Source organism: Mycobacterium sp. D16Q16 (assembly GCF_002013745.1).
Taxonomy (GTDB): Bacteria; Actinomycetota; Actinomycetes; order Mycobacteriales; family Mycobacteriaceae; genus Mycobacterium.
Genome location: NZ_MAEY01000026.1, coordinates 57,439 through 80,553, shown reverse-complemented (window position 1 = coordinate 80,553; position 23,115 = coordinate 57,439). Strand labels below are relative to the sequence as shown.

Annotated in this window: 17 protein-coding genes; 8 read left to right on the top strand and 9 right to left on the bottom strand. The window is 63.0% G+C overall.

Features of this window, described 5'->3' with window-relative positions:
• The first annotated feature begins 507 nt into the window (after positions 1 to 507).
• Complete coding sequence (locus tag B4394_RS22595; protein WP_078312287.1) at positions 508 to 924, top strand: MmpS family transport accessory protein; 417 nt, start codon at positions 508 to 510, stop codon at positions 922 to 924.
• A complete protein-coding gene (locus B4394_RS22590) occupies positions 921 to 3,902 on the top strand; it encodes an MMPL/RND family transporter (protein ID WP_078312288.1) in 2,982 nt (993 codons plus the stop codon). The genes B4394_RS22595 and B4394_RS22590 overlap by 4 nt, the downstream gene beginning before the upstream one ends.
• A 138-nt stretch (positions 3,903 to 4,040) precedes the next feature.
• On the opposite strand, the gene B4394_RS22585 is transcribed toward B4394_RS22590, so the two are convergent.
• The 4 genes from B4394_RS22585 to B4394_RS22570 form a co-directional block, all read right to left on the bottom strand.
• On the bottom strand, positions 4,041 to 4,517 hold the full coding sequence (locus B4394_RS22585) for a DUF5078 domain-containing protein (protein WP_078312289.1): 477 nt from the start codon (positions 4,515 to 4,517) through the stop codon (positions 4,041 to 4,043).
• A 61-nt stretch (positions 4,518 to 4,578) separates the two neighbouring features.
• Positions 4,579 to 4,989, bottom strand: a complete 411-nt coding sequence (locus B4394_RS22580) for a hypothetical protein (protein ID WP_078316332.1) — start codon at positions 4,987 to 4,989, stop codon at positions 4,579 to 4,581.
• A 41-nt stretch (positions 4,990 to 5,030) separates the two neighbouring features.
• A complete protein-coding gene (locus B4394_RS22575) occupies positions 5,031 to 6,029 on the bottom strand; it encodes a Gfo/Idh/MocA family protein (RefSeq protein WP_078316331.1) in 999 nt (332 codons plus the stop codon).
• On the bottom strand, positions 6,022 to 6,546 hold the full coding sequence (locus tag B4394_RS22570; protein ID WP_078316330.1) for a ribonuclease FAU-1 family protein: 525 nt from the start codon (positions 6,544 to 6,546) through the stop codon (positions 6,022 to 6,024). The genes B4394_RS22575 and B4394_RS22570 overlap by 8 nt, the downstream gene beginning before the upstream one ends.
• A gap of 69 nt (positions 6,547 to 6,615) precedes the next feature.
• On the opposite strand from B4394_RS22570, the gene uvrB reads away from it, so the two are divergent.
• Positions 6,616 to 8,775 carry an excinuclease ABC subunit UvrB gene (gene uvrB, locus B4394_RS22565; RefSeq protein ID WP_078316329.1) on the top strand — a complete coding sequence of 720 codons (2,160 nt, stop codon included), beginning with the start codon at positions 6,616 to 6,618 and terminating at the stop codon, positions 8,773 to 8,775.
• Here uvrB and soxR read toward each other — a convergent pair whose 3' ends face one another.
• The gene (soxR, locus tag B4394_RS22560) at positions 8,776 to 9,228 is read right to left on the bottom strand and encodes a redox-sensitive transcriptional activator SoxR (protein ID WP_078312294.1); all 453 of its coding nucleotides are present in this window, start codon (positions 9,226 to 9,228) and stop codon (positions 8,776 to 8,778) included.
• A gap of 46 nt (positions 9,229 to 9,274) precedes the next feature.
• Here soxR and B4394_RS22555 point away from each other — a divergent pair, with 46 nt between their 5' ends.
• From B4394_RS22555 to B4394_RS22545, 3 genes are all read left to right on the top strand, one after another.
• Positions 9,275 to 10,723 (top strand): MFS transporter, encoded by a 1,449-nt coding sequence (locus tag B4394_RS22555; RefSeq protein ID WP_078316328.1) that lies wholly within the window; start codon positions 9,275 to 9,277, stop codon positions 10,721 to 10,723.
• Positions 10,724 to 10,736: 13 nt separating this feature from the next.
• Positions 10,737 to 12,194 carry a M20/M25/M40 family metallo-hydrolase gene (locus tag B4394_RS22550; protein ID WP_078316327.1) on the top strand — a complete coding sequence of 486 codons (1,458 nt, stop codon included), beginning with the start codon at positions 10,737 to 10,739 and terminating at the stop codon, positions 12,192 to 12,194.
• Between the two features lie 184 nt (positions 12,195 to 12,378).
• Positions 12,379 to 12,819: a universal stress protein gene (locus tag B4394_RS22545; protein WP_078312297.1), complete on the top strand. Its 441-nt coding sequence runs from the start codon at positions 12,379 to 12,381 to the stop codon at positions 12,817 to 12,819.
• A gap of 27 nt (positions 12,820 to 12,846) precedes the next feature.
• Here B4394_RS22545 and B4394_RS22540 read toward each other — a convergent pair whose 3' ends face one another.
• Positions 12,847 to 13,524 carry an MBL fold metallo-hydrolase gene (locus tag B4394_RS22540; protein WP_078316326.1) on the bottom strand — a complete coding sequence of 226 codons (678 nt, stop codon included), beginning with the start codon at positions 13,522 to 13,524 and terminating at the stop codon, positions 12,847 to 12,849.
• 154 nt (positions 13,525 to 13,678) lie between these two features.
• Between B4394_RS22540 and uvrA the strand changes: the two genes are divergently transcribed.
• Positions 13,679 to 16,633, top strand: a complete 2,955-nt coding sequence (uvrA, locus tag B4394_RS22535; protein WP_078316325.1) for an excinuclease ABC subunit UvrA — start codon at positions 13,679 to 13,681, stop codon at positions 16,631 to 16,633.
• A gap of 10 nt (positions 16,634 to 16,643) precedes the next feature.
• A complete protein-coding gene (locus tag B4394_RS22530) occupies positions 16,644 to 18,125 on the top strand; it encodes an AMP-binding protein (RefSeq protein WP_078312356.1) in 1,482 nt (493 codons plus the stop codon).
• Here B4394_RS22530 and B4394_RS22525 read toward each other — a convergent pair.
• From B4394_RS22525 to lysX, 3 genes are all read right to left on the bottom strand, one after another.
• The gene (locus tag B4394_RS22525) at positions 18,082 to 18,342 is read right to left on the bottom strand and encodes a hypothetical protein (protein ID WP_078316324.1); all 261 of its coding nucleotides are present in this window, start codon (positions 18,340 to 18,342) and stop codon (positions 18,082 to 18,084) included. The two genes, B4394_RS22530 and B4394_RS22525, sit on opposite strands and share 44 nt — an antisense overlap.
• Positions 18,343 to 18,374: 32 nt before the next feature.
• Positions 18,375 to 19,694, bottom strand: a complete 1,320-nt coding sequence (locus tag B4394_RS22520) for an alpha/beta hydrolase (RefSeq protein ID WP_078316323.1) — start codon at positions 19,692 to 19,694, stop codon at positions 18,375 to 18,377.
• 133 nt (positions 19,695 to 19,827) lie between these two features.
• Complete coding sequence (gene lysX, locus B4394_RS22515; RefSeq protein ID WP_286142343.1) at positions 19,828 to 23,100, bottom strand: bifunctional lysylphosphatidylglycerol synthetase/lysine--tRNA ligase LysX; 3,273 nt, start codon at positions 23,098 to 23,100, stop codon at positions 19,828 to 19,830.
• Positions 23,101 to 23,115: the final 15 nt, after the last annotated feature.

The window sequence follows — 23,115 nt, the reverse complement described above, 5'->3', positions numbered from 1 at the left end:
GGCTTGCGAGCCCACGTCGGACAACCCGCCGAAAGATAGCAGTGGCAAACACTGGCTAGGTCCAGTAGCTGGTGCGATTCTTAGGCCAGTCACCAATTCATATGTGCGAGCTGGCGCTTTCGTAACATTGACGAAAAGAAGCAGGGAATAGATCCGTGTCACCGGTTGTTGACATTTTCTTGTAGCTAACTAGGCTGTTTCGGGTGTCCAGGGGAAGAAATGCGCAAGTTGTGACTGATGACACATGTACAGTTCCCTGACAAACGTATGTAGTATCCCTTACGAATTACTGAGAAAACGGGTATGAGCGGAGCCGGGTGGGATGAACGGATGTTGTGACCGGGCACCCCACGCGCTCGCTGGTTCCGCAAAAACAACACGGTGTCGTACTGGCTGGTAACTATTTGCGCGCAAATCACGGACATGCACGGCCGGACGCGATAGGCAGAGTCGAGTTGTTGGCCCCCGGGCCACACGGGTGAAGGGGATTGGACCATTTTCAAGGTATTGGCGCGGGTATGGGTCCCGCTCGTCGTTCTGGTGGTGATCTCGGCCGCCGCTTTTGGTGTCTACCGGCTTCACGGCGTGTTCGGCTCGACCAACATCAATCAGGCGATCGGCATCAAGGATGACTCCAAGAACATCATCCCGAAAGACATCGTCTACGAAATCTTTGGTCCCGCAGGGACAAAGGGCGAGGTCAACTATCTCGATGACCGGGCACAGCCGCAGCGCGCCCAGTTCACCACACTGCCGTGGACATTAACCATCACGACGACGATGACTTCCGTCTTCGCCAATGTCGTCGCGATGGGGGATAGCGATGAAATCGGCTGCCGCATCCTGTCCAACGGTGAAGTAAAGGACGAACAGACTGTGTCCAACCACAACGCCCAAGTCTTCTGCATGGTGAAATCCGCATGAGCACACATAGCGCTTCCACGAATGGCGCAACCCAAAAGCCTTCGCGCATAGCGCGGTTCATCCACACCTTCTCCGTACCGATCATTCTTGCCTGGCTGGTGTTGACGGTCATCGTCAACGTCGTCGTGCCGCAGCTCGAAGAGGTCGGCAAAGAGCACTCGGTGTCGTTGGCGTCCAAGGACGCGCCGTCGTATCAGGCCATCAAGCGTCAAGGTGAGCTGTTCCAGCAGTTCAAGGACGACAGCATGGTGATGGTCCTGCTGGAGAGCGACACCAAGTTCTCCACCGATATGAACGACAAGGCGCACACGTTCTACCGCGAGTTGGTCAAACGACTGCGTGCCGATACCAAGCACGTGGAATACGCCCAGGATTTCTGGGGCGACCGCATCACCGCCGGTGGCGCGCAGAGTGTCGACGAAAAATCTGCTTACGTTCAGCTGAATCTCCGTGGGGACCAAGGCACGACGGAAGGCAAGGAATCCGTCACGGCGGTCCAGGACATCGTCGCCAAGCTCATCGACGAGAGCAAGAAGAACAGCACATATCCCGACGGGCTCAAGGTCTTCGTCACCGGCCAGGCCGCGCTGACGATGGACATGAACGACGCCGGCGACAAGAGCATGCTCAAGATGACGGGTATCACCTTCATCGTCATTGCCGTGATGCTGCTCCTCATTTACCGGTCCATCACGACGGTGCTGCTCATCCTGTTCATGGTGTTCGTTGAACTGGGTGCCGCTCGTGGCGTGGTCGCGATCCTGGGCAATGCCGAAATCATTGGCCTGTCGACATTCGCGGTAAACCTGCTGACGTCCTTGGCCATCGCGGCCGGGACCGACTACGCGATCTTCCAAATCGGCCGCTATCACGAGCTACGGGCCGAGGGCAGGGACCGGCTCGAATCCTTCTACATCATGTATCACAGTGTCTCGCACGTGATCTTGGGTTCGGGCCTCACCATCGCGGGCGCCACATTCTGCCTGAAATTCACTCGCCTGCCGTACTTCGAGTCGCTGGGTGTGCCGTGTGCGATTGGCATGCTGGTGGTGGTCGCCGCCTCGCTCACCATTGGTCCTGCGGTGATTCTGATAGCGACGAAGTTCGGGCTGCTGGAGTCCAAGCGCACCATTAAGAGCCGGGGATGGCGCAAGATCGGCACCGCCATCGTGCGCTGGCCGGGACCGATTTTGGCGGTCACGATGATCATCGCGATCGTCGGCTTGGGCATCCTGCCCACGTATTCGGTCAACTACAACGACCGGTACTACATCCCGACTGGCCTGCCGTCGATTCAGGGCTTCCAGGCGTCCGACCGGCACTTCTCGAAAGCGAGAATGAACCCCGACATCCTGATCGTCGAGGCGGACAAGGATCTGCGCACCCCGGCCAACATGTTGGTGCTGGACCGGATCGCCAAAAACGTCTTCCGCACCGAGGGCATCAACAAGGTGCAGAGCATGACCCGCCCGATGGGCGCACCCATCGACCACAGTTCTGTGCCCTTCCAGGTGAGTATGCAATCGGTATCGATGACCGAGAACATGAATTACTTGAAGAACAGCATGGCCGATATGTTGAAGATGGCCGACGATCTGGGTTCGATGATCGCGATCATCGAACGCATGTACAGCATTATGAAAGAGCTAGTCGACGTGACGCATGATCTCGCGGGCGTCAGTACGGAATTGCAAGGCACCGTTCACGAAATGCGGGATAACATCTCGAATTTCGATGACCAGTTCCGGCCGTTGCGCAATTACTTCTATTGGGATAAGCACTGCTTTGATATTCCGATGTGCTGGTCGATGCGATCAATATTCGACACTCTTGACGGCATCGACAAAATGGCCGAAAACATGGATGGCATGGTCAAGGACATCAACAAGATGGACAAGCTGATGCCACAGATGGTGGAGCAGCTTCCACCGATGATTGCCATCACCAAGAACATGCGGAACACCATGCTGACCATGTACAGCACGATGAACGGCATGATCACGCAGATGGACCGCATGACCGACACCGCGACGGTGATGGGTCAGGCGTTCGATGAGGCGAAGAATGACGACTTCTTCTACCTGCCGCCTGAAGCCTTCGATAACGAGGACTTCAAGAAGGGCGTCAAGCTGATGATGTCGCCGGATGGCAAGGCCGCGCAGTTCATCATCACGCACGAGGGCGACTACGCCAGCAAGGAGTCGCTCGCCAACACCGAGGTCGAACTCAAGGCCGCCAAGAACGCCATCAAGGGCACCCCACTGGACGAGGCCAAGCTCTATCTCGGCGGCACGGCACCGACCTATCACGACATCGGCGAGATGGTGAAGTACGACCTGATGATCGCGGTCATCGCGTCGCTATGCCTGATCTTCGTCATCATGCTGGTCATCACGCGAAGCATCGTGGCGGCGTTCACGATCGTCGGGACCATCGCGATATCGTTGGGGGCATCCTTCGGCCTGTCGGTGTTGCTGTGGCAGCACATTCTTGGCCTGCAGCTGCACTGGTTCGTGCTGCCGTTCACCGTCATCATCTTGTTGGCGGTCGGATCGGACTACAACCTGCTGCTGGTGTCCAGATTCAAGGAAGAGCTGCACGGTGGTCTGAACACCGCGATCCTTCGAGGTGTGGGCGGATCGGGAAGTGTGGCCACCCAGGCCGGCCTGGTGTTCGCGTTCACCATGGGCTCGATGATCACCAGCGATCTGATCGCGATCGGCCAAGCGGGATCGGCGATCTGTCTGGGTCTGCTCTTCGACACCTTCATCATCCGGGCGTTCATGACACCGGCCATCGCTGCCCTCATGGGTCGATGGTTCTGGTGGCCCATGAAGGTCAGCAAGTACGCCACCGATCCACCACCGCCGCCCGTGCCGGTTGTGCATCAGGCTCCACCGCCGGCTCCGGTTCCGGTGGGGTCGGGTCCCGTACATGATGATCCGGTCACCGCGGAGTTCCCACGACCTGCGGTCTAACCCGTGAGTGCACGTTCGGCCCCCATGCTCAAGGCATGGGGGCCGAACTCTTTGCCGAGGTTTGTGCACCATTGATATACAGACAGAAAAACGCCCCGCCGGTATGGATCACCGCGGGGCGTTTTACTGCGCGCTTGGTTAGGGTCCGTCCCACACCGACATGTCGGACGGGTACTTGCTGCAATTCTCGGTGCCCTTGGCGACGACACCTTTGTTGTTGAAGAAGATCTTGCCCCAGTTGGGCCACTGAGACGTCAGGGCCTCGGGCGGGTAGTTCACCGCGAAGACCTCAGACTCGGCGCGGCGACCCGCGTAGTCCTTGGCAAAGAACTCATGAATCCGGTCAATTGTCGCCTGCTGCACATAATCGGGCTTGTTGTTCTTATCGATCATGTATCGCGTGTAGTAGATCGGGTCATAATCGCGGACCGCGGCCAGGTACTGTTCGGCAGTACACGTGGTCTTCAGCATCCGGCGGGGAATTGGGTAGTCATCGGTGGAGTCCGCGGACGCAATCGCGGGGAATGTGCTCGCGGCGATTCCCGCGGTGACTATCGCAATTCCGGCAGCGCGGAATGGACCGCGAATATTGCTACGAATGGAGTTCAGGCGCATGGCGCCATTGTAGCGGTTTTCACGCAGGTCCGGGGTGCGAAAGTGACTAATTTGACTCTTGTTATGAGTTGAAGTGACCGCAGGTGACAGAGTCGTTGACGGGCCCATTGAAGATCCCCAGAGCCGGGGGCACCGTGAGGTCCTGGGAGTCGACCACGACGTCGTCGACCTGCACTTCACAGTGCAATCCGACGCCGTAGGGAGGTAGCACCCGAACGGTCATCCCGGCCTGCGCGGGGTCCTCCATCACGAGGTTCACCTCCCAGGATTCACCCGGCCCCAGACGGGGTTGCTCGGTCCGCCGATCCACCGGATCGGTCTTGAACGTCACGGAGATACCGCGGCCGAGCCCATCGACGCGGGCGATGTAGCTGATGTTGTGCAGCTCGGCTGCGGAGACTGGTGCTGCCGGAAGCGCGAGCGTGACCGCCGCTGCCCCGGCAGCGCCTAGCCCTCGGAGGAGGTGGCGCATACCGGTATCCTACCGGCGCCCAAGAAGCGGAGGCAACGCGATCACTCCAGGTCAGCAGGGTCTTCGGTGTGATGCACGCCGAGTTGCTCGCAGGCCGTATTCAGCACCCGCTGCACAGCCAAGGTGTCCGCGAGAGGCATCACCGTGCTCTGTGTTCGGCCGTCGAGCAGGCATCTGGTGACCTCGGCGAGTTCGTGACTGTAACCGCCGCCAACGGGCGGTTTCACGATTGCCTCGGGATCAGATCCCTTGCGGTGCAACACGATCTCGCGCGGGTGATGGAAACGGGGGAGAATGTCTATCCAGCCCTCGGTACCGAAGATGCGGGCTTGACCCGGCGTGAAATGCAGCAGTGAGCACAGCAAGGTGGCGGTGCGTCCGTCGTCGTAGCGCAGCAACAGACCGGCCTCGGCGTCCACCCCGGTGGGAGACAACGAACCGTGTGCCACCACCGCCGCTGGATCGCCGAGGAAGTACTGGGCAAGGGAAACCACGTAAACGCCAAGGTCCAGTAGTGCTCCGCCGCCCAGCGCGGGATTGAACAACCGGTCGTCGGGATCAAACGGGCGGTCGACCCCGAGGTCCGCCTGCACCTGACGGACCTCGCCGATGGCCCCGTCATCGACAAGTTTCTTGGCCGCGACGATCGCCGGCTGAAACCGTGTCCACATCGCCTCCATCGCAAAAACGCCACGGGCCCTTGCGATGTCGATGATCTCTTGGGCTCCGGACACCGTCGCGGTGAAGGTCTTCTCGACCAGGATCGCCTTGCCTGCGGTGAGCGCCGCGATGGCGGCCTGCCGATGCTGGGGGTGAGGGGTGGCGATGTACACAGCGTCGATATCGGGGTCGGAGAGCAGCTCCCGGTAGGAGCCGAAGGCACGTGGAATTCGGTGTGTTTCCGCAAAGTCCCGGGCGCGCTGGACCGACCGGGAGGCAACGGCCACCAGCTCGGCTCCCGGTGTGAGCGGGAAGTCGCGGGCCACACTTCCCGCAATACGGCCCGGTCCGATGATTCCCCAGCGAATGGCTTCAGGCATGAGCGGCTCCGTTCGGGTCGCGCCAGGTCAACGGCATTCCGGCCGCGGCGAGCCATGCGTTCAAGTCATGCCCGTGCCTAGCGAGGTGGCTGATGGTCGTGGCCGCCCGGCGGACGGCGAGTTCTGTTGTGGCAGTGGATAACAATCCTGCCTTATGCGCCTCGAGCAACTCGTCTACATCCGTCAATTCGGTTTCACGTCCGCAGCGCACCACGAGGTCAAGATAGTGGTCGACAGCCACCCATTGTGACGGCCCGGGGACGAAGTCGCCGACATCAAGATAGAAGTCCTGATCGCGCTCGTAGCCCGGACTGAAGTGGAAGATGTTCGCACGCAGTCCCAGCGTCGGGAGCAGCCAGGATTCCAGATAGTGAAACTGCGCCCGGCCGGGCGTCGGGCGAGCCATGAAGAGTCCCCAGGGCTCTATCCGGTACTCGTCCACAGACCGCACGATTCCCTTGGGGTCGGTGTTCGTCATCGCATCGAGGTCGAAGACCTCGCGTTTGGGCGGGTGCACGCTGGTTTCCTACCTGCCTTCCGCATTGGTAGTAGAGGGGATGTCGGACCCTCGGCTTACTCTGGGCTCATGGCTTTCGCAACAGAACACCCCATCGTTGCGCATTCCGAGTACCGCCCAGTCACGGACATCCTGCGTGCCGATGCGCGATTCGAGGTCGTCAGTGAGTATGAGCCCGCGGGTGACCAGCCCGGTGCCATCGCCGAGCTCGAACGCAGAGTCCGGGCGGGGGAGAAGGATGTCGTGCTGCTCGGTGCCACAGGCACCGGTAAGTCGGCGACCACGGCCTGGCTCATCGAGCGGCTGCAACGGCCGACGCTCGTCATGGCGCCGAACAAGACTCTCGCCGCGCAGCTGGCCAATGAGCTCCGGGAGATGCTGCCGCACAATGCTGTCGAGTACTTCGTGTCGTACTACGACTACTACCAGCCAGAAGCGTATATCGCCCAGACCGACACCTACATCGAGAAGGACAGCTCCATCAACGACGATGTGGAGCGCTTGCGGCACTCCGCGACGTCCAACCTGCTGTCCCGGCGGGACGTGGTGGTGGTGGCATCGGTCTCGTGCATCTACGGTCTGGGCACCCCGCAGTCCTATTTGGATCGCTCCGTGCAATTGGATGTCGGGCTCGAAGTGCCCCGGGACGCGCTGCTGCGGTTACTGGTCGACATGCAGTACAACCGCAATGACGTGGCATTCACGCGGGGCACCTTCCGGGTCCGCGGCGACACCGTCGAGATCATTCCCTCGTATGAGGAGCTGGCGGTCCGTATCGAGTTCTTCGGTGACGAGGTCGAGGCGCTCTACTATCTGCATCCGCTTACCGGAGACGTTGTGCGTCAAACTGATTCGTTGCGGATCTTTCCGGCCACACATTATGTGGCGGGGCCGGACCGGATGGAGAAGGCGCTCGTTGGTGTCGAGCGGGAGCTTGAGGAACGCCTATCCGAGCTGGAAGGCCAGGGCAAGCTGCTGGAGGCCCAGCGACTGCGGATGCGCACCAACTACGACATCGAGATGATGCGCAATGTTGGCTTCTGCTCGGGTATCGAGAACTACTCGCGGCATATCGACGGGCGCGGCGCCGGTACGCCACCCGCCACGCTGCTGGACTACTTTCCGGACGACTTTCTGCTCGTCATCGACGAGTCGCATGTGACGGTTCCGCAGATCGGCGCCATGTACGAGGGCGACATGTCGCGTAAACGGAACCTGGTGGACTTCGGCTTCCGGTTGCCGTCGGCGGTGGACAACCGTCCCCTTACCTGGGAGGAGTTCTCCCAGCGAATTGGGCAGACCGTGTATCTGTCAGCGACGCCCGGGAACTATGAGCGCAGCGCCGCCGGCGGCGAGTTCGTGGAACAGGTGATCCGGCCCACCGGGCTGGTGGATCCGAAGGTGATCGTCAAACCCACCAAGGGACAGATCGACGATCTCATCGCCTCGATTCGTCAACGCACCGAGGCCGATGAGCGCGTGCTGGTCACGACGCTGACGAAGAAGATGGCCGAGGACCTCACCGACTACCTGTTGGAGATGGGTATTCGGGTGCGTTACCTGCATTCGGAGGTCGACACCCTGCGGCGGGTGGAGCTGCTGCGTCAGCTCCGGCTCGGCGAGTACGACGTCCTCGTCGGTATCAACCTCCTTCGGGAGGGTCTGGACCTGCCCGAGGTGTCGTTGGTCGCTATTCTCGACGCCGACAAGGAGGGATTCCTGCGGTCCAGCAGGAGTTTGATTCAGACCATCGGACGCGCCGCGCGCAACGTCTCCGGTGAGGTGCACATGTACGCCGACACCATGACGGACTCGATGAAAGAGGCCATCGACGAGACCGACCGGCGGCGTGCCAAGCAGGTCGCCTACAACGAGGCGAACGGGATAGACCCACAGCCATTGCGCAAGAAGATCGCTGACATTCTCGACCAGGTATACCGCGAAGCCGAAGACACCGAGGAAGTGGCGGTGGGTGGATCCGGCCGCAACTCCAGTCGCGGTAGGCGGGCACAGGGCGAGCCGGGTCGCGCGGTGAGTGCCGGGGTGTTCGAAGGCCGCGACACCAAGAGCATGCCCCGCGCGCAGCTGGCCGACCTGATCAAGGACATGACCGAGCAGATGATGGCGGCGGCGCGTGATCTTCAGTTCGAGCTCGCGGCGCGCTTCCGTGACGAAATCGCGGATCTGAAGAAGGAATTACGCGGTATGGACGCCGCGGGCCTCAAGTAATCAGCACGGCTCGGCGAGCAGGAGCGCACCGGTCGACCCGTCCTCGGCAAGTACGTCGGCGGGATTGAACAGTGTGCACTTGGTCATCGAAAGACACCCGCAGCCGATGCACCCGGTGAGCTTCTCCTGCATATCTGCGATGGCGTTCTTGCGCTCTTCCAGATGCGAATGCCACTGGCGCGAGATTCGTTGCCAGTCACGAGTACTCGGTGCCCGGTCATCCGGGAGGCTCGACAGCACCTCGGCGACCTCCGATAACGGGATGCCGAATCCTGTGGCGACCCGGATCAGTGAGATGCGGCGCAACGCATGGCGGCGGAACACCCGTGCGTTGCCGGACGTGCGCTCGGCGGGGATCAGGCCGATGTCGGCGTAGTACCGCACCGCGGATACCGCGATTCCGGAACGCCTGGCCACCTCTCCGATCGGCAACAGCTCGGCCTTGTCCTTCATCAGGCCTCCTTGATCTCAAGTGCACTTTAGCTCATAGCGTGTCGGCATGACCCACGACGTGGCGACCGGCAGCTGGCGGGATCTGTTGTGCGGGCGACAACTCGGCATTGTTACGGTGCTCGCCGGGGGAGTGGCGCTGTACGCGACCAATGTGTACCTCACCACCAGTCTGTTGCCGAGCGCCGTTGCCGATATCGGTGGAGAACGTTTCTACGCGTGGGTGACAACGCTGTATCTGATTGCCTCGGTGAGTGCCGCCACGGTGGTGAGCCCCCTTCTTGGCTGGGCCGGCCCACGCGGCTCCTATCTACTCGCGTTCAGTGCGTTCGCTGCAGGCACCGTCATATGTGCGGTAGCTCCAGGAATGCAGGTCATGCTTGCCGGGCGCGCGGTCCAGGGCGCGGCGGGCGGGCTGCTGGCCGGACTCGCCTATGCTGTCATCAATCTTGCACTGCCACAGCGGCTATGGACACGCGCTTCGGCGCTCACGTCGGCGATGTGGGGCGTGGGTACCTTTGTGGGCCCCGCGGCCGGTGGGCTGTTCGCGCAATTCGGGTTGTGGCGGTGGGCGTTCGTGTCGTTGACGGTGATCACCCTCGGCATCGCCGCCATGGTGCCCTATGTGCTGACGCGACCGGAGAGTGCGAACACCGAGGCTGCCCGGTATAGCGTTCCGGTGCGGTCCCTGCTGGTGCTCACGACAGCTGCCAGCCTGGTGGCCGTGGCCGGGCTCCAGTCCTCGCTGCCGGTCATGGTGGGCCTGATCGCCGGCGCGGCCGCACTGGTGGTCCTGTTCGTCACACTCGATCGCCGCTCTACGGCGTGGGTACTGCCCAGGGCGGTCTTCGCACGTAACCCGCTGAAGTGGATCTACCTGACCATCGCGGTGCTGGCGGTGGCCTCGATGGTCGAGACGTACATTCCGTTCTTTGGTCAGCGCCTCGGACACCTGGTCCCTGTTGCCGCCGGATTCCTCGGGGCCACCTTGGCATTCGGGTGGACCGTCGGCGAAATGATCAGCGCATCGGCCACGGCACGGACCGTCGCACGTGTGGTGACGGTCGCGCCCTTGGTGGTTGCCGCAGGGCTGATCCTGGCCGGTGTACTGCAGCGTGATGGCGCCAGCGTCCCGGAGATAACACTGTGGGCGGTCGGTTTCGCGGTGACGGGTGCCGGTATCGGCATGGCCTGGCCGCACCTGGCATCCGCGGCGATGTCGGTGTCGTCCGATCCGGCCGAAAGCGGTGCGGCCGCAGCCGCCATCAGCACCGTGCAGCTGATCGCCGGAGCCTTCGGTGCCGGCCTGGCCGGAGTGCTCGTCAATCTCGGTGGATCGGCCACGCGCGGTGCGCACCTACTGTTCCTGGGGTTCGCCGCATTGGTGCTCTCGGGTGTTGTGGTGTCCTCCAGGGTGTTTCGCGCAGGCCCCGGTCCCGGCCGGACAGCTGACGTGACGGATAAGCTAGCGGAAGGCACGGTTCGGGTCCCTCGGTGAGCGTCACGGGTGTATGAACGAAGCCATGCATCGGATTCTCGCCCTGACCGCCGCCGTGCTCACCATCGCCTCCTGCGGGACACCGCAGAATGAGGGCTCACCGGCAAGTAGCGCTCCCTCCGCCACCGACGATCGCGGGGCGTTTCGCGATCTGTATCGGGAGTTGATCGAGACCAATACCACCGCATCGCAGGGGAGTTGCACCGAGGCCGCACAGAAGATGGCCGACCGTCTCAAGTCCGCCGGATACACCGACAAGGACCTGGTGCTGTTCAGCCCGCCCGATCACCCCAAGGACGGCGGACTTGTCGCGACGCTTGCCGGGTCCGATGCGGGTGCCAAACCCATTCTGTTGCTGGCACATATCGATGTTGTCGAAGCCAAACGTGAGGACTGGAAGCGTGATCCGTTCACCCTCGTCGAGGAGAACGGATACTTCTATGCCCGCGGTGCCGAGGACGACAAGGCAATGGCCGCGATCTTCGTGGACAGCCTCATGCGGTACCGCGCAGAGAACTTCGTGCCGAAACGCCCGATTCGCGTGGCCCTGACCTGCGGTGAGGAAGGTGGTGGGCAGGTCAACGGTGCCGAGTGGCTCCATCAAAACCGGCCCGAGCTCGTGGACGCCGAGTTCGTCGTCAATGAAGGTGCCGGGGGCGACCTCGGCGAAGACAACAATCCCATCCTGCTGGAGATCCAGGCGGGCCAGAAGATCTACCAAGACTTCACCCTGGAGGTCACCGACGAGGGTGGACACAGCAGCCAGCCCCGGCCGTTCAACGCGATACAGGCACTCGGGGCCGGCCTGGACCGGCTCGCCGCCGCGCCGTTCCCCGTCCAGCTCAACGACGTGACCCGGGCCTACTTCACGGCACAGGCCCCGCTGCAACCGGGAGAGGTGGGTCACGCGATGTCGGCGATTGTCGCCAACCCGCAAGACCCGGCGGCGGCATCTGTGCTGTCCAGGAACCCGTTGTACAACGCGATGCTGCGCACCACCTGCGTCCCCACGAAAATCGAAGGCGGACATGCCAACAACGCGCTACCGCAACGCGCCACCGCGAATGTGAACTGCCGCATACTGCCCGGCAGCGGCGCCGGGTCGGTTCAAGAGGCGGTTCAAGGGGCCATCGTGAAGGCCGTCAATGACCCCAAGATCACGGTGAAGCCCACCGAGGCCTTCCGCACCAACGTGGCCAGTGTTCCCCCGCTGACGCCACGGATCGTCGATCCCATCAAGGCCGTCGCCGGATCGATGTGGCCCGGTGTACCGCTGGTCCCCACCATGTCCACCGGAGCAACCGATGCCATCTACTTCGGGAAGACTCCGGTGTATGGCCTCAGTGGCATATTCGCCCAGCCCGGAGAGACCCACGCGCATGGCCTCGATGAGAGAATCCAGGTGAAGTCCCTGTACGACGGACGGGCATTTCTCTATCAAATCGTCAGGCTTTACTCCAACGGTGCATGACCGCGTGGCGTAATGACGCGTGATCGTCCTCATATCCGGATTGAGGCGCAGGCCATACCTGTACGCGCACCCGGCGAGGGAAAATCACGCGCATAGCCCGACACAATCAGCCAAATGGCGCATGGCCGGGGCCCTTCCCGGCTAATCTCATCTGGCCTGGTCAAATGGAACTGGAGGACCTTTCATGAGTGCATACAGCACTGTCGTTGTCGGTACCGACGGATCGGATTCGTCGTACCGGGCGGTCGACCGCGCTGGAGCCATCGCGGGCGCTGCCGGTGCCAAGCTCATCGTCGCGACCGCGTACTTCCCAGAGAACAACCCACACTCGGCCGATGTACTCAAGGATGACGCGTACAAGGTCACCGGCAAGGCACCCGTCTACGACATCCTGCGCACCGCTCGCGAGCGCGCCGGAGCGGCGGGCGCGACGAGCGTGGAAGAACGCTCGATCGAGGGAGCGCCGGTGGACGCGCTGCTGGATCTGGTGGTGGATTCCAAGGCTGATCTGCTGGTCGTCGGCAATGTCGGTCTGAACACCATCGCCGGACGCCTGCTGGGTTCGGTTCCCTCCGATGTCGCGCGTCGCTCCAGGTGCGACGTACTGATCGTTCACACCACCTAAGACCCGGCGCGCGCGAACGGGGCCGGCTTACCAGCCTCGTTCGCGCCACTCGCCGAGCGATCCGCGCTCGGCGCCCAGGGTGGTGTCATCTCCATGTCCGGGGTAGACCACCGTGGAATCGGGGTATGCGCCGAATAGGCGCTCGCCGACATCGTCGAGCAACTGATTGAAGTCTTCGGGGCTGAAGGTCTTTCCGACACCACCTGGAAAGAGCGAATCCCCGGTGAACAGGTGGGTCACACCCCCGGCGGTGAACGCCAGGGCCACCGAGCCCGGCGTGTGCCCGCGCAGGTGGATCACATCGAAATGCAGGTCGCCGATATCGAAGCTGTCGCCCCCTGCCAGCAGCGTCGCGGGGGGCACCGGAAGCGGTCCGGCATCCAAATCATGCGCGGCACTAGGGGATTGGGTCTTGTCCACGATCGCCTCAAGGGCCTGCCAGTGATCAAAGTGTTGATGTGTGGTGACAATGAGTGCGACGTTCGGGGCGTTCTCGTCCAGCAGAGTGGCCAGCCGTTCCGCATCGTTGGCGGCGTCGATCAGGAGTGACTTGCCGGTGTTCGCGCATGTCACGATGTATGCGTTGTTGTCCATCGGCCCCACCGAGGCCTTGATGATGGTTGCGCCGTCCACGGTGCGACGAGCCACGCCGGAGCCCGGCTCGATGTGGCCCGAGTAGTCGTCATCGATGGTGATCGAGGTCATGGTTTCACCGTAGTGGCCCCTCGTGACGCGAGGGTTGTCGGTGCCTCGTCCTAGCATGGAGTCGACGACTCGGCCCGCCTGGATTCCGCATGGGACTACAGGGGCTGAGCGATGCGAAAACACCTGCACATTGGGGCAGTGTGAAAGGAGACAGGTGGCCGACCGTCTGATCGTGCGGGGCGCGCGTGAGCACAACCTGCGCGGTATTGACCTTGACCTACCCCGAGACAGCCTTATCGTCTTCACGGGTCTCTCCGGATCCGGGAAGTCGAGCCTGGCCTTCGACACCATCTTCGCCGAGGGACAACGCAGGTACGTCGAGTCGCTGTCCGCGTATGCCCGCCAGTTCCTGGGGCAGATGGACAAGCCCGATGTCGATTTCATCGAGGGGCTGTCTCCCGCGGTCTCCATCGACCAGAAATCCACCAACCGCAACCCGCGGTCCACCGTGGGCACCATCACCGAGGTCTACGACTACCTGCGTCTGCTGTACGCGCGGGCCGGCACACCGCATTGCCCGGTATGCGGGGAGAAGATCGCCAAGCAGACCCCGCAGCAGATCGTCGACCAGGTGCTGGACATGGAGGAGGGCCTGCGATTCCAGGTGCTCGCTCCCGTGGTGCGCACACGTAAGGGCGAGTTCGTCGATCTCTTCGAACAGCTGAACTCCCAGGGATACAGCCGCATTCGGGTTGACGGCGTGGTGCATTCGCTCACCGATCCGCCCAAGCTCAAGAAGCAAGAGAAGCACGACATCGAGGTGGTCATCGACCGTCTCGCCGTCAAGAGCAGCGCCAAACAGCGCCTGACGGACTCGGTGGAGACGGCCCTGCGCCTTGCCGACGGCATCGTGGTACTCGAGTTCGTCGATGCCGATGAGGACTCTCCGCAGCGCGAACGCAGGTTCTCCGAGAAACTCGCCTGCCCCAATGGCCACCCGCTCGCCGTGGACGATCTTGAACCACGGTCGTTTTCCTTCAACTCGCCCTACGGCGCCTGCCCCGAGTGCACCGGGCTGGGAATCAAGAAGGAAGTCGACCCGGACCTGGTGGTCCCCGACCCGGACATGACCCTCGCCGAGGGCGCCATCGCGCCCTGGTCGATGGGCCAGAACGCCGACTACTTCGTCCGGCTCATGGCCGGGCTGGGCGACGCCCTCGGATTCGACGTGGACACCCCATGGAAGAAGCTTCCGGCCGCGGCCAAAAAGGCGCTCCTGGACGGCTCGTCCGAGCAGGTCCATGTCCGATACAAGAACCGGTACGGCCGCACGCGTTCCTACTACGCCGAATTCGAAGGCGTACTGGCCTTTCTGCAACGGCGCATGGAGCAGACAGAGTCGGAATGGGCCAAGGAGCGCTATGAGGGTTTCATGCGGGACATCCCGTGCCCCGAGTGCAACGGGACCCGGCTCAAGCCGGAAATTCTTTCCGTCACTCTGACCGCCGGAGAGCACGGCACCAAGTCGATCGCAGAGGTCTGTGACCTGTCCATCGCCGAGTGCGCGCAGTTCCTCAACGGGTTGACACTCGGGCACCGTGAACAAGCCATTGCCGGGCAGGTGCTCAAGGAAGTCCAGTTCCGGCTGGGTTTTCTGCTGGACGTCGGCCTGCAGTACTTGTCGTTGTCGCGCGCTGCGGGCACGTTGTCCGGTGGCGAGGCACAGCGCATCCGCCTGGCCACTCAGATCGGCTCGGGGTTGGTGGGCGTGCTCTACGTGCTCGACGAGCCGTCGATCGGTCTGCACCAGCGCGATAACCGCAGACTCATCGAAACACTCACGCGGCTTAGGGATCTCGGCAACACGTTGATCGTCGTGGAGCACGACGAGGACACCATCAAACACGCCGATTGGGTCGTCGATATCGGACCGGCCGCGGGGGAGCACGGCGGGCAGGTGGTGCACAGTGGCACCTACGCCGAGCTGCTGAAAAACAAGAACTCCGTCACCGGCTCGTATCTTTCTGGCGCGGAAAGCATTCCGCTGCCTCTGATGCGTCGCACGATCGATTCCAAGCGTCAGGTCACGGTGGTCGGCGCGCGTGAGCACAACCTCAAGGACATTGACGTCCCCTTCCCGCTCGGGGTACTGACCTCGGTCACCGGAGTGTCCGGTTCGGGGAAGTCGACACTGGTCAACGACATCCTCGCCACCGTGTTGGCCAACAAACTCAACGGTGCACGCCAAGTGCCCGGGCGGCACACCCGGGTGACCGGTTTGGACCAGGTTGACAAGCTCGTACGGGTCGACCAGTCGCCGATTGGCCGCACACCGCGTTCGAATCCCGCGACCTACACCGGGGTCTTCGACAAGATTCGTACGCTGTTCGCGGCGACCACCGAGGCCAAGGTGCGCGGTTACCAGCCCGGCCGGTTCTCCTTCAACGTCAAGGGCGGTCGCTGCGAGGCCTGCACGGGTGACGGCACCATCAAGATCGAGATGAACTTCCTGCCGGATGTGTACGTGCCATGCGAGGTGTGCCACGGCGCCCGCTACAACCGGGAAACGCTCGAGGTCCACTACAAGGGCAAGACCATCGCGCAGGTGCTGGACATGCCCATCGAGGAAGCCGCCGAATTCTTCGAGCCCATCACCTCTATCCACCGGTATCTGAACACGCTGGTGGAAGTCGGCCTGGGCTATGTGCGGCTGGGACAGCCGGCTCCGACGCTCTCCGGCGGTGAGGCGCAGCGCGTCAAGCTGGCCGCCGAGCTGCAGAAGCGCTCAACGGGCAAGACCGTGTACATCCTCGACGAGCCCACCACCGGTCTTCATTTCGAGGACATCCGCAAGCTGCTCACCGTGATCAACGGTCTGGTCGACAAGGGCAACACCGTCATCGTGATCGAGCACAACCTGGATGTCGTCAAGACGTCGGACTGGGTCATCGACATGGGCCCCGAAGGCGGATCGGGCGGCGGCACCGTGGTGGCGCAGGGCGCACCCGAGGCGGTGGCACAGACCGCGGGCAGCTATACCGGTGAGTTCCTGGCAGACCTATTGCCCAAGCCAGTCAGGAACGGTAAGACCCCCGCGAAGGCCCCGGCCAAGAGCACTGGAAAGCCGCCCGCCAAACCGCGTACCAGGAAGGTTGTCACGCCGGTCTAGGGTGGCATTCATGACTGACGCGGCAGTTGGTGAACCGTTCGTTCGTATCCTCGCCAACCTCGCGGAATCGTCGCCGGATGCCCCGGCGATTACCTGCGGTACCGAGTCGGTCACGAGGGCGGAACTGGAGCGTCGTGCCACCGCCCTGGCACACGCGTATCACCGCCTCGGCGTACGGCAGGGCGACCTCGTCACCATCGGATTGCCCAACTCGGTGGAGTTCTTCGCCGCTCAGATCGCGGTATGGAAGCTCGGCGCCACCCCTCAGCCGGTGTCGTGGCGCCTGCCGCTCGCGGAACGCCGGGCAATCGTCGAGCTCGCCGATTCCGCTCTCGTGGTGGGGGTGGATCCGGCCGATCATCCGGATCGCGTGTGTGTGCAGGCAGGATTCGAACCCCTAGCCGAAGATCAGGCCGCCGGGCCATTGCCTGAGGTGGTATCGCCGGCCTGGAAGGCGCCGACCTCCGGAGGCAGTACCGGGCGCCCCAAGATCATTCTCGCCCCCAGTCCCGCAGCCATCACCGGCCCGGCTGCCGGTGAGATGATGGGCATGCTGCCGGGTGATGCCCAGCTCGTCGCTGGTCCGCTGTATCACAATGCGCCGCTGATGTTTTCGTCATACGGGCTGCTGCTGGGCCATCATCTGATCGTCCAGCCGAAGTTTGACGCGCTGCAAGCGCTCGAACTGATCGACACACACAAGGTCACCTGGTTGCAGGTGGTACCCACGATGATGTCGCGAATACTGCGTGAGGTTCGGCAGCATCCCGGTCAATTCGACCTGTCCACCATTCGGGTGCTGTGGCACATGGCCGCTCCGTGTCCGGTGTGGCTGAAACAAGCATGGATCGATCTGCTGGGCCCCGAGGTGATCTGGGAGTTGTACGCCGGCACCGAGGCCATCGGCGGAACCATCATCACCGGACCGGAATGGCTGGCCCACCGCGGCTCCGTCGGCAAGCCTGCGCTCGGTGAACTGACGATCCTGGACGAGGAGGGAAATCCGTTGCCTTCCGGGGAGGTGGGGGAGATCTTCATGCGCCCGTGGGAAGGGACTCCCAAGCCCTACAAATACCTTGGCGCTGAGATCAAGCGGGTCGGAACCTGGGAATCCATCGGCGATCTCGGCTGGCTTGATGACGACGGCTACCTCTACATGAGTGATCGCCGTACCGACCTGATCGTGACAGGCGGAGCGAATGTGTTTCCCGCGGAAGTGGAATCCGTCATGAACGGTTACCCCGGAGTGGTCGACAGTGTCGTCGTGGGCCTACCCGATGACGACCTCGGGCAGATCGTGCACGCGGTTGTACACGCCGAGGGAAACGTGACCGAAGACCAGCTGCGCGACTACCTGCTCGACGAGATTGTCCGGTATAAGGTTCCGCGCACCATCGAGTTTGTCGCGGAGCCGCTGCGTGAGGACTCAGGCAAGGTGCGGCGCAGCCTCATTCGCGAGCAGGCGATTGCCCGTCGGGCCGCGACGGGCTAGCTTCCTCACGCATCGATCTGCGGATTTCCTCGAGCCGCTCGGCCGCTGCGCGGGCCCTGGCGTCGAACTGCTCCTCGACCGCGCGGCCCTCGTCGCTTTCGGCGTCCAGCTCAGCGGACCCGGCGGCCGTGCCGGATCGGGTTTCGATCTTCTCGCGCACCGACTCGAAGGTCGGCACACCGCTGTCGGTGTATCCCGGATCAGGCGTTTCGGACATACCGCTCGACGCTACTCCGCCGCGCAGAACAGTCAGCGCGGCAACGGCACATCGGGCACCGTGGGCGTGCCGATCCGGCCCGCCATCCAGGGGAGTGCCGAGGTGAACGCCGTCTGCGCGAACGGCCATTTGTGTTCGCCGGGCTTGTGCTGCACCGTGCATGAGATCCCTTGCGCCGCACCGATCTCGCATAGGCGGTGCGCGGCGCGGTCCTGATCGCTCAGTGGAACGGAGGCCGAGGCGCCCGGTGCCGCTCCGGTACTGGTGAGCGCTCCGGACCCCGCTCGGTGCAGTCCGTTGACGTCGAACCATCCGGCGGTGTTCGCATACCGCCCGTGACGTAACATCACCGTTGCCGGATCGAACTGCTCCCACGCCGACGTGTCACCGCCGAAAAGACGGGCAATGGTCTGCGTCTTGTTGCCGGTATTCGGCGACATGTCACCGGCGATGTCCTCGAAGGTGCTGAACAATTCGGGGTGTTTGACGGCAAGCGTTACCGCGCACGTGCCACCCATCGACCAGCCCACCACGCCCCAGTTCTGCGGCCGTGGACTGACTCCGAAGCGCGACACCATGAACGGGACAACGTCCTTGGTGAGATGGTCGGCGGAGTTGCCGCGCGGGCCGTTCACACATTCGGTGTCGTTGTTGAACGAGCCACCGGCGTCGACGAACACCATGACGGGCGCATTCCCGCCATGCTGGCTGGCGAAGGCATCCGCCGCCTCGACCGCGTTCCCGCTGCGAATCCAGTCACTCGGGGTGTTGAACTCGCCGCCGATCATCATGATTGTCGGCAGCTGGGTGCGGGTGGAATCGAACCAGGCCGGGGGCAGGTAGACGATCTCCTGACGATGGCGAAATCCACTGGCATCGGCCGGGATGTCCACCGGTACGAGCTTGCCCTTCGTCATCGTCGGACCGCGGCGCTCCTCGCGAGCGGCCGTCACCGTGGCCATATCGGCCTGGTTGGGCAGCGGGCCGGCGGTCAACTGTGCCCAGCCGGACTGGACGCTGCGCACGTATCCCGTCCATTGATTCAGCATCAGCGATCCGGAAAGGAGCGCGAGCGGCACCGCAGTGATCGCGACCGCGCGACGCCACCAGTGCGCCGTGCGCCAGCCCACCAACAGGACCGTGGCGGCCACTCCGGTGAGTGCGATCCACACCCACAGCATGAGAGGGGCGGGATTTCCCCTGTCGGCCCAGCCCTCGGAGTTGATGTACCAGTACGCCCACACGGCAAGCATGGCGCCGACGGCCACCGCTACGGGTAACCAGCGCTGAAACCACTGACGACTACGCAGTCCTATCGCGATAACGAGCGCGAAACCGGCAATGACCTGCATGGAGACGGGGAAGCTCCCATGTAACAACGAGATGTCATGACCGGACACGCACCCATGATGGCCTAGTTACCTGTGAATTGTCTGTCAGGTATTTGACGAGTCCGGATACGGAATGGGAACGGATTCGCCGTGGTTACCGGGGTTTGGCGAGCGGGAAGGGCAGGGTCTCGCGAATGCTGCGCCCCGTGATGAGCATGACCACGCGGTCGACCCCCATACCCATACCGCCAGTGGGCGCCATCGCGTACTCCATCGCACGCAGGAAGTCCTCGTCGAGTTCCATGGCCTCGGCGTCACCACCCGCCGCGAGAAGTGACTGCTCGTACAGGCGTCGCCGCTGCTCCACCGGGTCGGTCAACTCGGTGTATGCGGTGCCGAGCTCGACACCCCAGGCCACCAGATCCCACCGCTCAGCGAGACCGTCGATGCTCCGGTGCGGGCGCGTCAGCGGGGACACCGACACCGGAAAATCGCTGTAGAACGTGGGTGTGGTGGTGTGCTTTTCGACGAGCTGCTCGTAGAGCTCGAGCGTCAGGTGCCCGGCATCCCATCGCGGATTGAACTGCACCTCCGCTGACCGGCAGAACCTTTGCAGCGTAGGCACTTCCGTTGTGGCATCGACCTGTTCGCCGAGGGCTTCCGAGATCGCGTGGTGCACCGGGATGATCGGCCATTCGCCGCTGACGTCGACGGGGATCAGCTTCCCGTCCGCGCCTTCTCCGCCCGCCCGCATCACCACTTCGCTGCCATGCGCCGCCTTCGCGGCGTTCTGGATCAGCTGTTGGGTTGTCTTGGCCCAGGTCAGATAATCGGCATGAGCCTGATATGCCTCCAGCAGGGTGAATTCGGGATTGTGGCTGAAGTCCACACCCTCATTGCGGAAGGCCCGGCCTAGTTCGAAGACCCTTTCCACGCCGCCCACGCAGAGACGCTTGAGATACAGCTCGGGCGCGATGCGCAGATACAGGTCCAGGTTGTAGGCGTTGATATGCGTCAGGAATGGGCGAGCGTTGGCTCCGCCGTGCACCTGCTGCAGGATCGGCGTCTCGACCTCTAAGAATCCCTGTGATAGCAAGGTGTTGCGCAGCGACGTGATGATCGCGCTGCGCGCCGCGATCTGATCTCGGGCCTCGGGGTTGATCGCCAGATCAAGGTATCGAGCGCGCACTCTTGCCTCGGGGTCGGTGAGACCCTTTCGCTTATCGGGCAACGGATGCAAGCACTTACCGATAATTCGCCACGATCGCACCAGCACGGACCGCGTGCCATTGTGCGACTGACCCATGACCCCACTGGCCTCGACCAGGTCGCCGAGATCGATGGCAGCGGTGAACTCTTCATGCAGGAGTGGGTCGTCGATGAGTAGCTGTACCTCTGCCGACCAGTCGCGCAGCTGCGCGAAAAGCACACCGCCATAGTCACGGATGCGCAGCAGGCGACCGCTGACGACGACCTCGGTACCGTCGGCGGCGGCCAGCGCCTCGGCAACGGTGTGGCTGGGCGGCGAGCCGACCGGATAGGCGTCGATTCCTCGCTCCTGCAAGGCCGCAAGCTTGCCAAGCCGCACCTTCACCTGCTCGGGTATCCGCTGCAGTGCCGTTGGCTGAGGCGGCAGGTCGGGCGCGGTGCCATCGTGGTGCAGCAGTCCGGTGGCCACGATGGCCTGCGGCACCGCACTGTATTGACCGGTGTGCCTTGGCTTGTCGCGGTTGCCGAACGGCAAGACCAGGAACCCCTCGGCGATCACCGAAGCGATGCCGATCCGGGGGATGAGCCGGGCGTCCTCGTAGCAGGCGAATCGGGGCACCCATTCGGGTTGATACTTCACGTTGGAGCGGTACAACTGCTCGAACTGCCAGAACCGTGAGGCGAACATCAACACCGAGCGCCACAGCCGGAGCACCGGGCCCGCTCCGATACGGGAGCCGTCCGCGTAGACCGAGCGGAACATCACGAAGTTGAGAGAAACCCGGGTGATTCCCATGGCCTCTGCCCGGGTGAGTAGCTCGGTAACCATGAATTCGATGGTGCCGTTGGGCGATTGACGCGAACGGCGCATCAATTCGAGGGACACCCCATTGGCTCCCCAGGGCACCAGTGACAGCATGGCGACGGCGTTGCCGTCGGGGTCGACCGCCTCCACCAGCAGGCAGTCACCGTCGGTCGAGTCACCCAATCGCCCGAGGGCCATCGAGAATCCGCGTTCGGTGTTGCCGTCGCGCCACATGTCGGCGTTGGCGATGATCTGTTTCGCCTCGTCCGCCGTCAATTCACGATGGCGGCGGATACGCACCGACAGTCCCGAGCGCCGGGCGCGGTTGACGGCCTGGCGGACCGCCGCCATGTGCGGACCTGATATCGAGAATGACCGCGGGTACAGGATTGCCTCGTCGCCGAGTTCGAGTGCGTTCAGGCCGTGTTCGCGGTAGGCAAGCGCACCCTCGGCGCTCGCGCCCATCACCGCGGGCGCCCAGCCGTACGCCTGGCATACCTGTAGCCATGCGGCAATGGCCTGGCTCCATGCTGTTTTGTCCCCGATGGGGTCCGCGCTGACCAGGCAGACGCCGACCTCCACGCGATATGTCACGGCCGCACGGCCGTTGGGCGCGAAGATCACCGCCTTGTCGCGCCGTGTCGCGAAGTATCCGAGGGAATCGTCCTGCCCGTACCGATCCAGTAGCCCCCGAATCAGGGATTCGTCGTCGCCGGTCAGCGCATTGACCGCGCGCTGGGAGCGGAAGAGCACCACGGCCGCGGACATCAGGGCCAGAGCCCCAAACAGACCGAAGAGCCAGTTGAGGAACAGATGCGGATGACCGTCGAAGAACTCGTGGCCGGCGAGGGAGAACCCGGCCACACGGTTCAGCGCCCACCAGAAGCGATCGGATCGCGCCAAGGTCCCCGGAAACATCTCGGTGAGACTCCAGGCGACGACTGTTCCGGGCGTCAATCCACCGATGAGCACGGCAACGGCCTTGACCGTCGCACCGCGCCGCACCTTCGCGTAAAACTCATGCCGCGCGAGGATCAGCAGGATGATCGTGCCGCCGTGGAGCACCAGCCCAAGGATCTCGACGGTGTCGCGATGCTGAATGAAACCGCCGATATTCAGGGCCGACAGCACCGACAGGTTGATCAGCAGGATCCACCACGCCATGCTCTTGCGCACCGCGAGTGCCGCCGCCAGCAGTGACAGCACGAAGGCCCACGCGAGGCTGGTGTCCGGCCAGTCGAACAGATACTCGTCGATAAATGCCCGGGGAACCTGTGTCAGGTGCCGGATGATCGGCGAGATACTCGACAGGAAGATCATCGCCGCGAAGACCCCGACGAGCCACCCGAAGAAGGTCGGTACCCAGTGCAGTGTCGAGGTGGGTGAGGGAATCGGCTTGGGGGTCTTGCCAATTCCCGGGCCGGCTAG

What these genes read in the sequence shown, in the direction of transcription:
- B4394_RS22590 (WP_078312288.1), top strand. Translation starts at nt 921, where the DNA reads ATGAGCACACATAGCGCTTCCACGAATGGCGCAACCCAAAAGCCTTCG.
- B4394_RS22585 (WP_078312289.1), bottom strand. Translation starts at nt 4,517, where the DNA reads ATGCGCCTGAACTCCATTCGTAGCAATATTCGCGGTCCATTCCGCGCT.
- B4394_RS22580 (WP_078316332.1), bottom strand. Translation starts at nt 4,989, where the DNA reads ATGCGCCACCTCCTCCGAGGGCTAGGCGCTGCCGGGGCAGCGGCGGTC.
- B4394_RS22575 (WP_078316331.1), bottom strand. Translation starts at nt 6,029, where the DNA reads ATGCCTGAAGCCATTCGCTGGGGAATCATCGGACCGGGCCGTATTGCG.
- uvrB (WP_078316329.1), top strand. Translation starts at nt 6,616, where the DNA reads ATGGCTTTCGCAACAGAACACCCCATCGTTGCGCATTCCGAGTACCGC.
- soxR (WP_078312294.1), bottom strand. Translation starts at nt 9,228, where the DNA reads ATGAAGGACAAGGCCGAGCTGTTGCCGATCGGAGAGGTGGCCAGGCGT.
- B4394_RS22555 (WP_078316328.1), top strand. Translation starts at nt 9,275, where the DNA reads ATGACCCACGACGTGGCGACCGGCAGCTGGCGGGATCTGTTGTGCGGG.
- B4394_RS22550 (WP_078316327.1), top strand. Translation starts at nt 10,737, where the DNA reads ATGAACGAAGCCATGCATCGGATTCTCGCCCTGACCGCCGCCGTGCTC.
- B4394_RS22545 (WP_078312297.1), top strand. Translation starts at nt 12,379, where the DNA reads ATGAGTGCATACAGCACTGTCGTTGTCGGTACCGACGGATCGGATTCG.
- B4394_RS22540 (WP_078316326.1), bottom strand. Translation starts at nt 13,524, where the DNA reads ATGACCTCGATCACCATCGATGACGACTACTCGGGCCACATCGAGCCG.
- B4394_RS22530 (WP_078312356.1), top strand. Translation starts at nt 16,644, where the DNA reads ATGACTGACGCGGCAGTTGGTGAACCGTTCGTTCGTATCCTCGCCAAC.
- B4394_RS22525 (WP_078316324.1), bottom strand. Translation starts at nt 18,342, where the DNA reads ATGTCCGAAACGCCTGATCCGGGATACACCGACAGCGGTGTGCCGACC.
- B4394_RS22520 (WP_078316323.1), bottom strand. Translation starts at nt 19,694, where the DNA reads ATGCAGGTCATTGCCGGTTTCGCGCTCGTTATCGCGATAGGACTGCGT.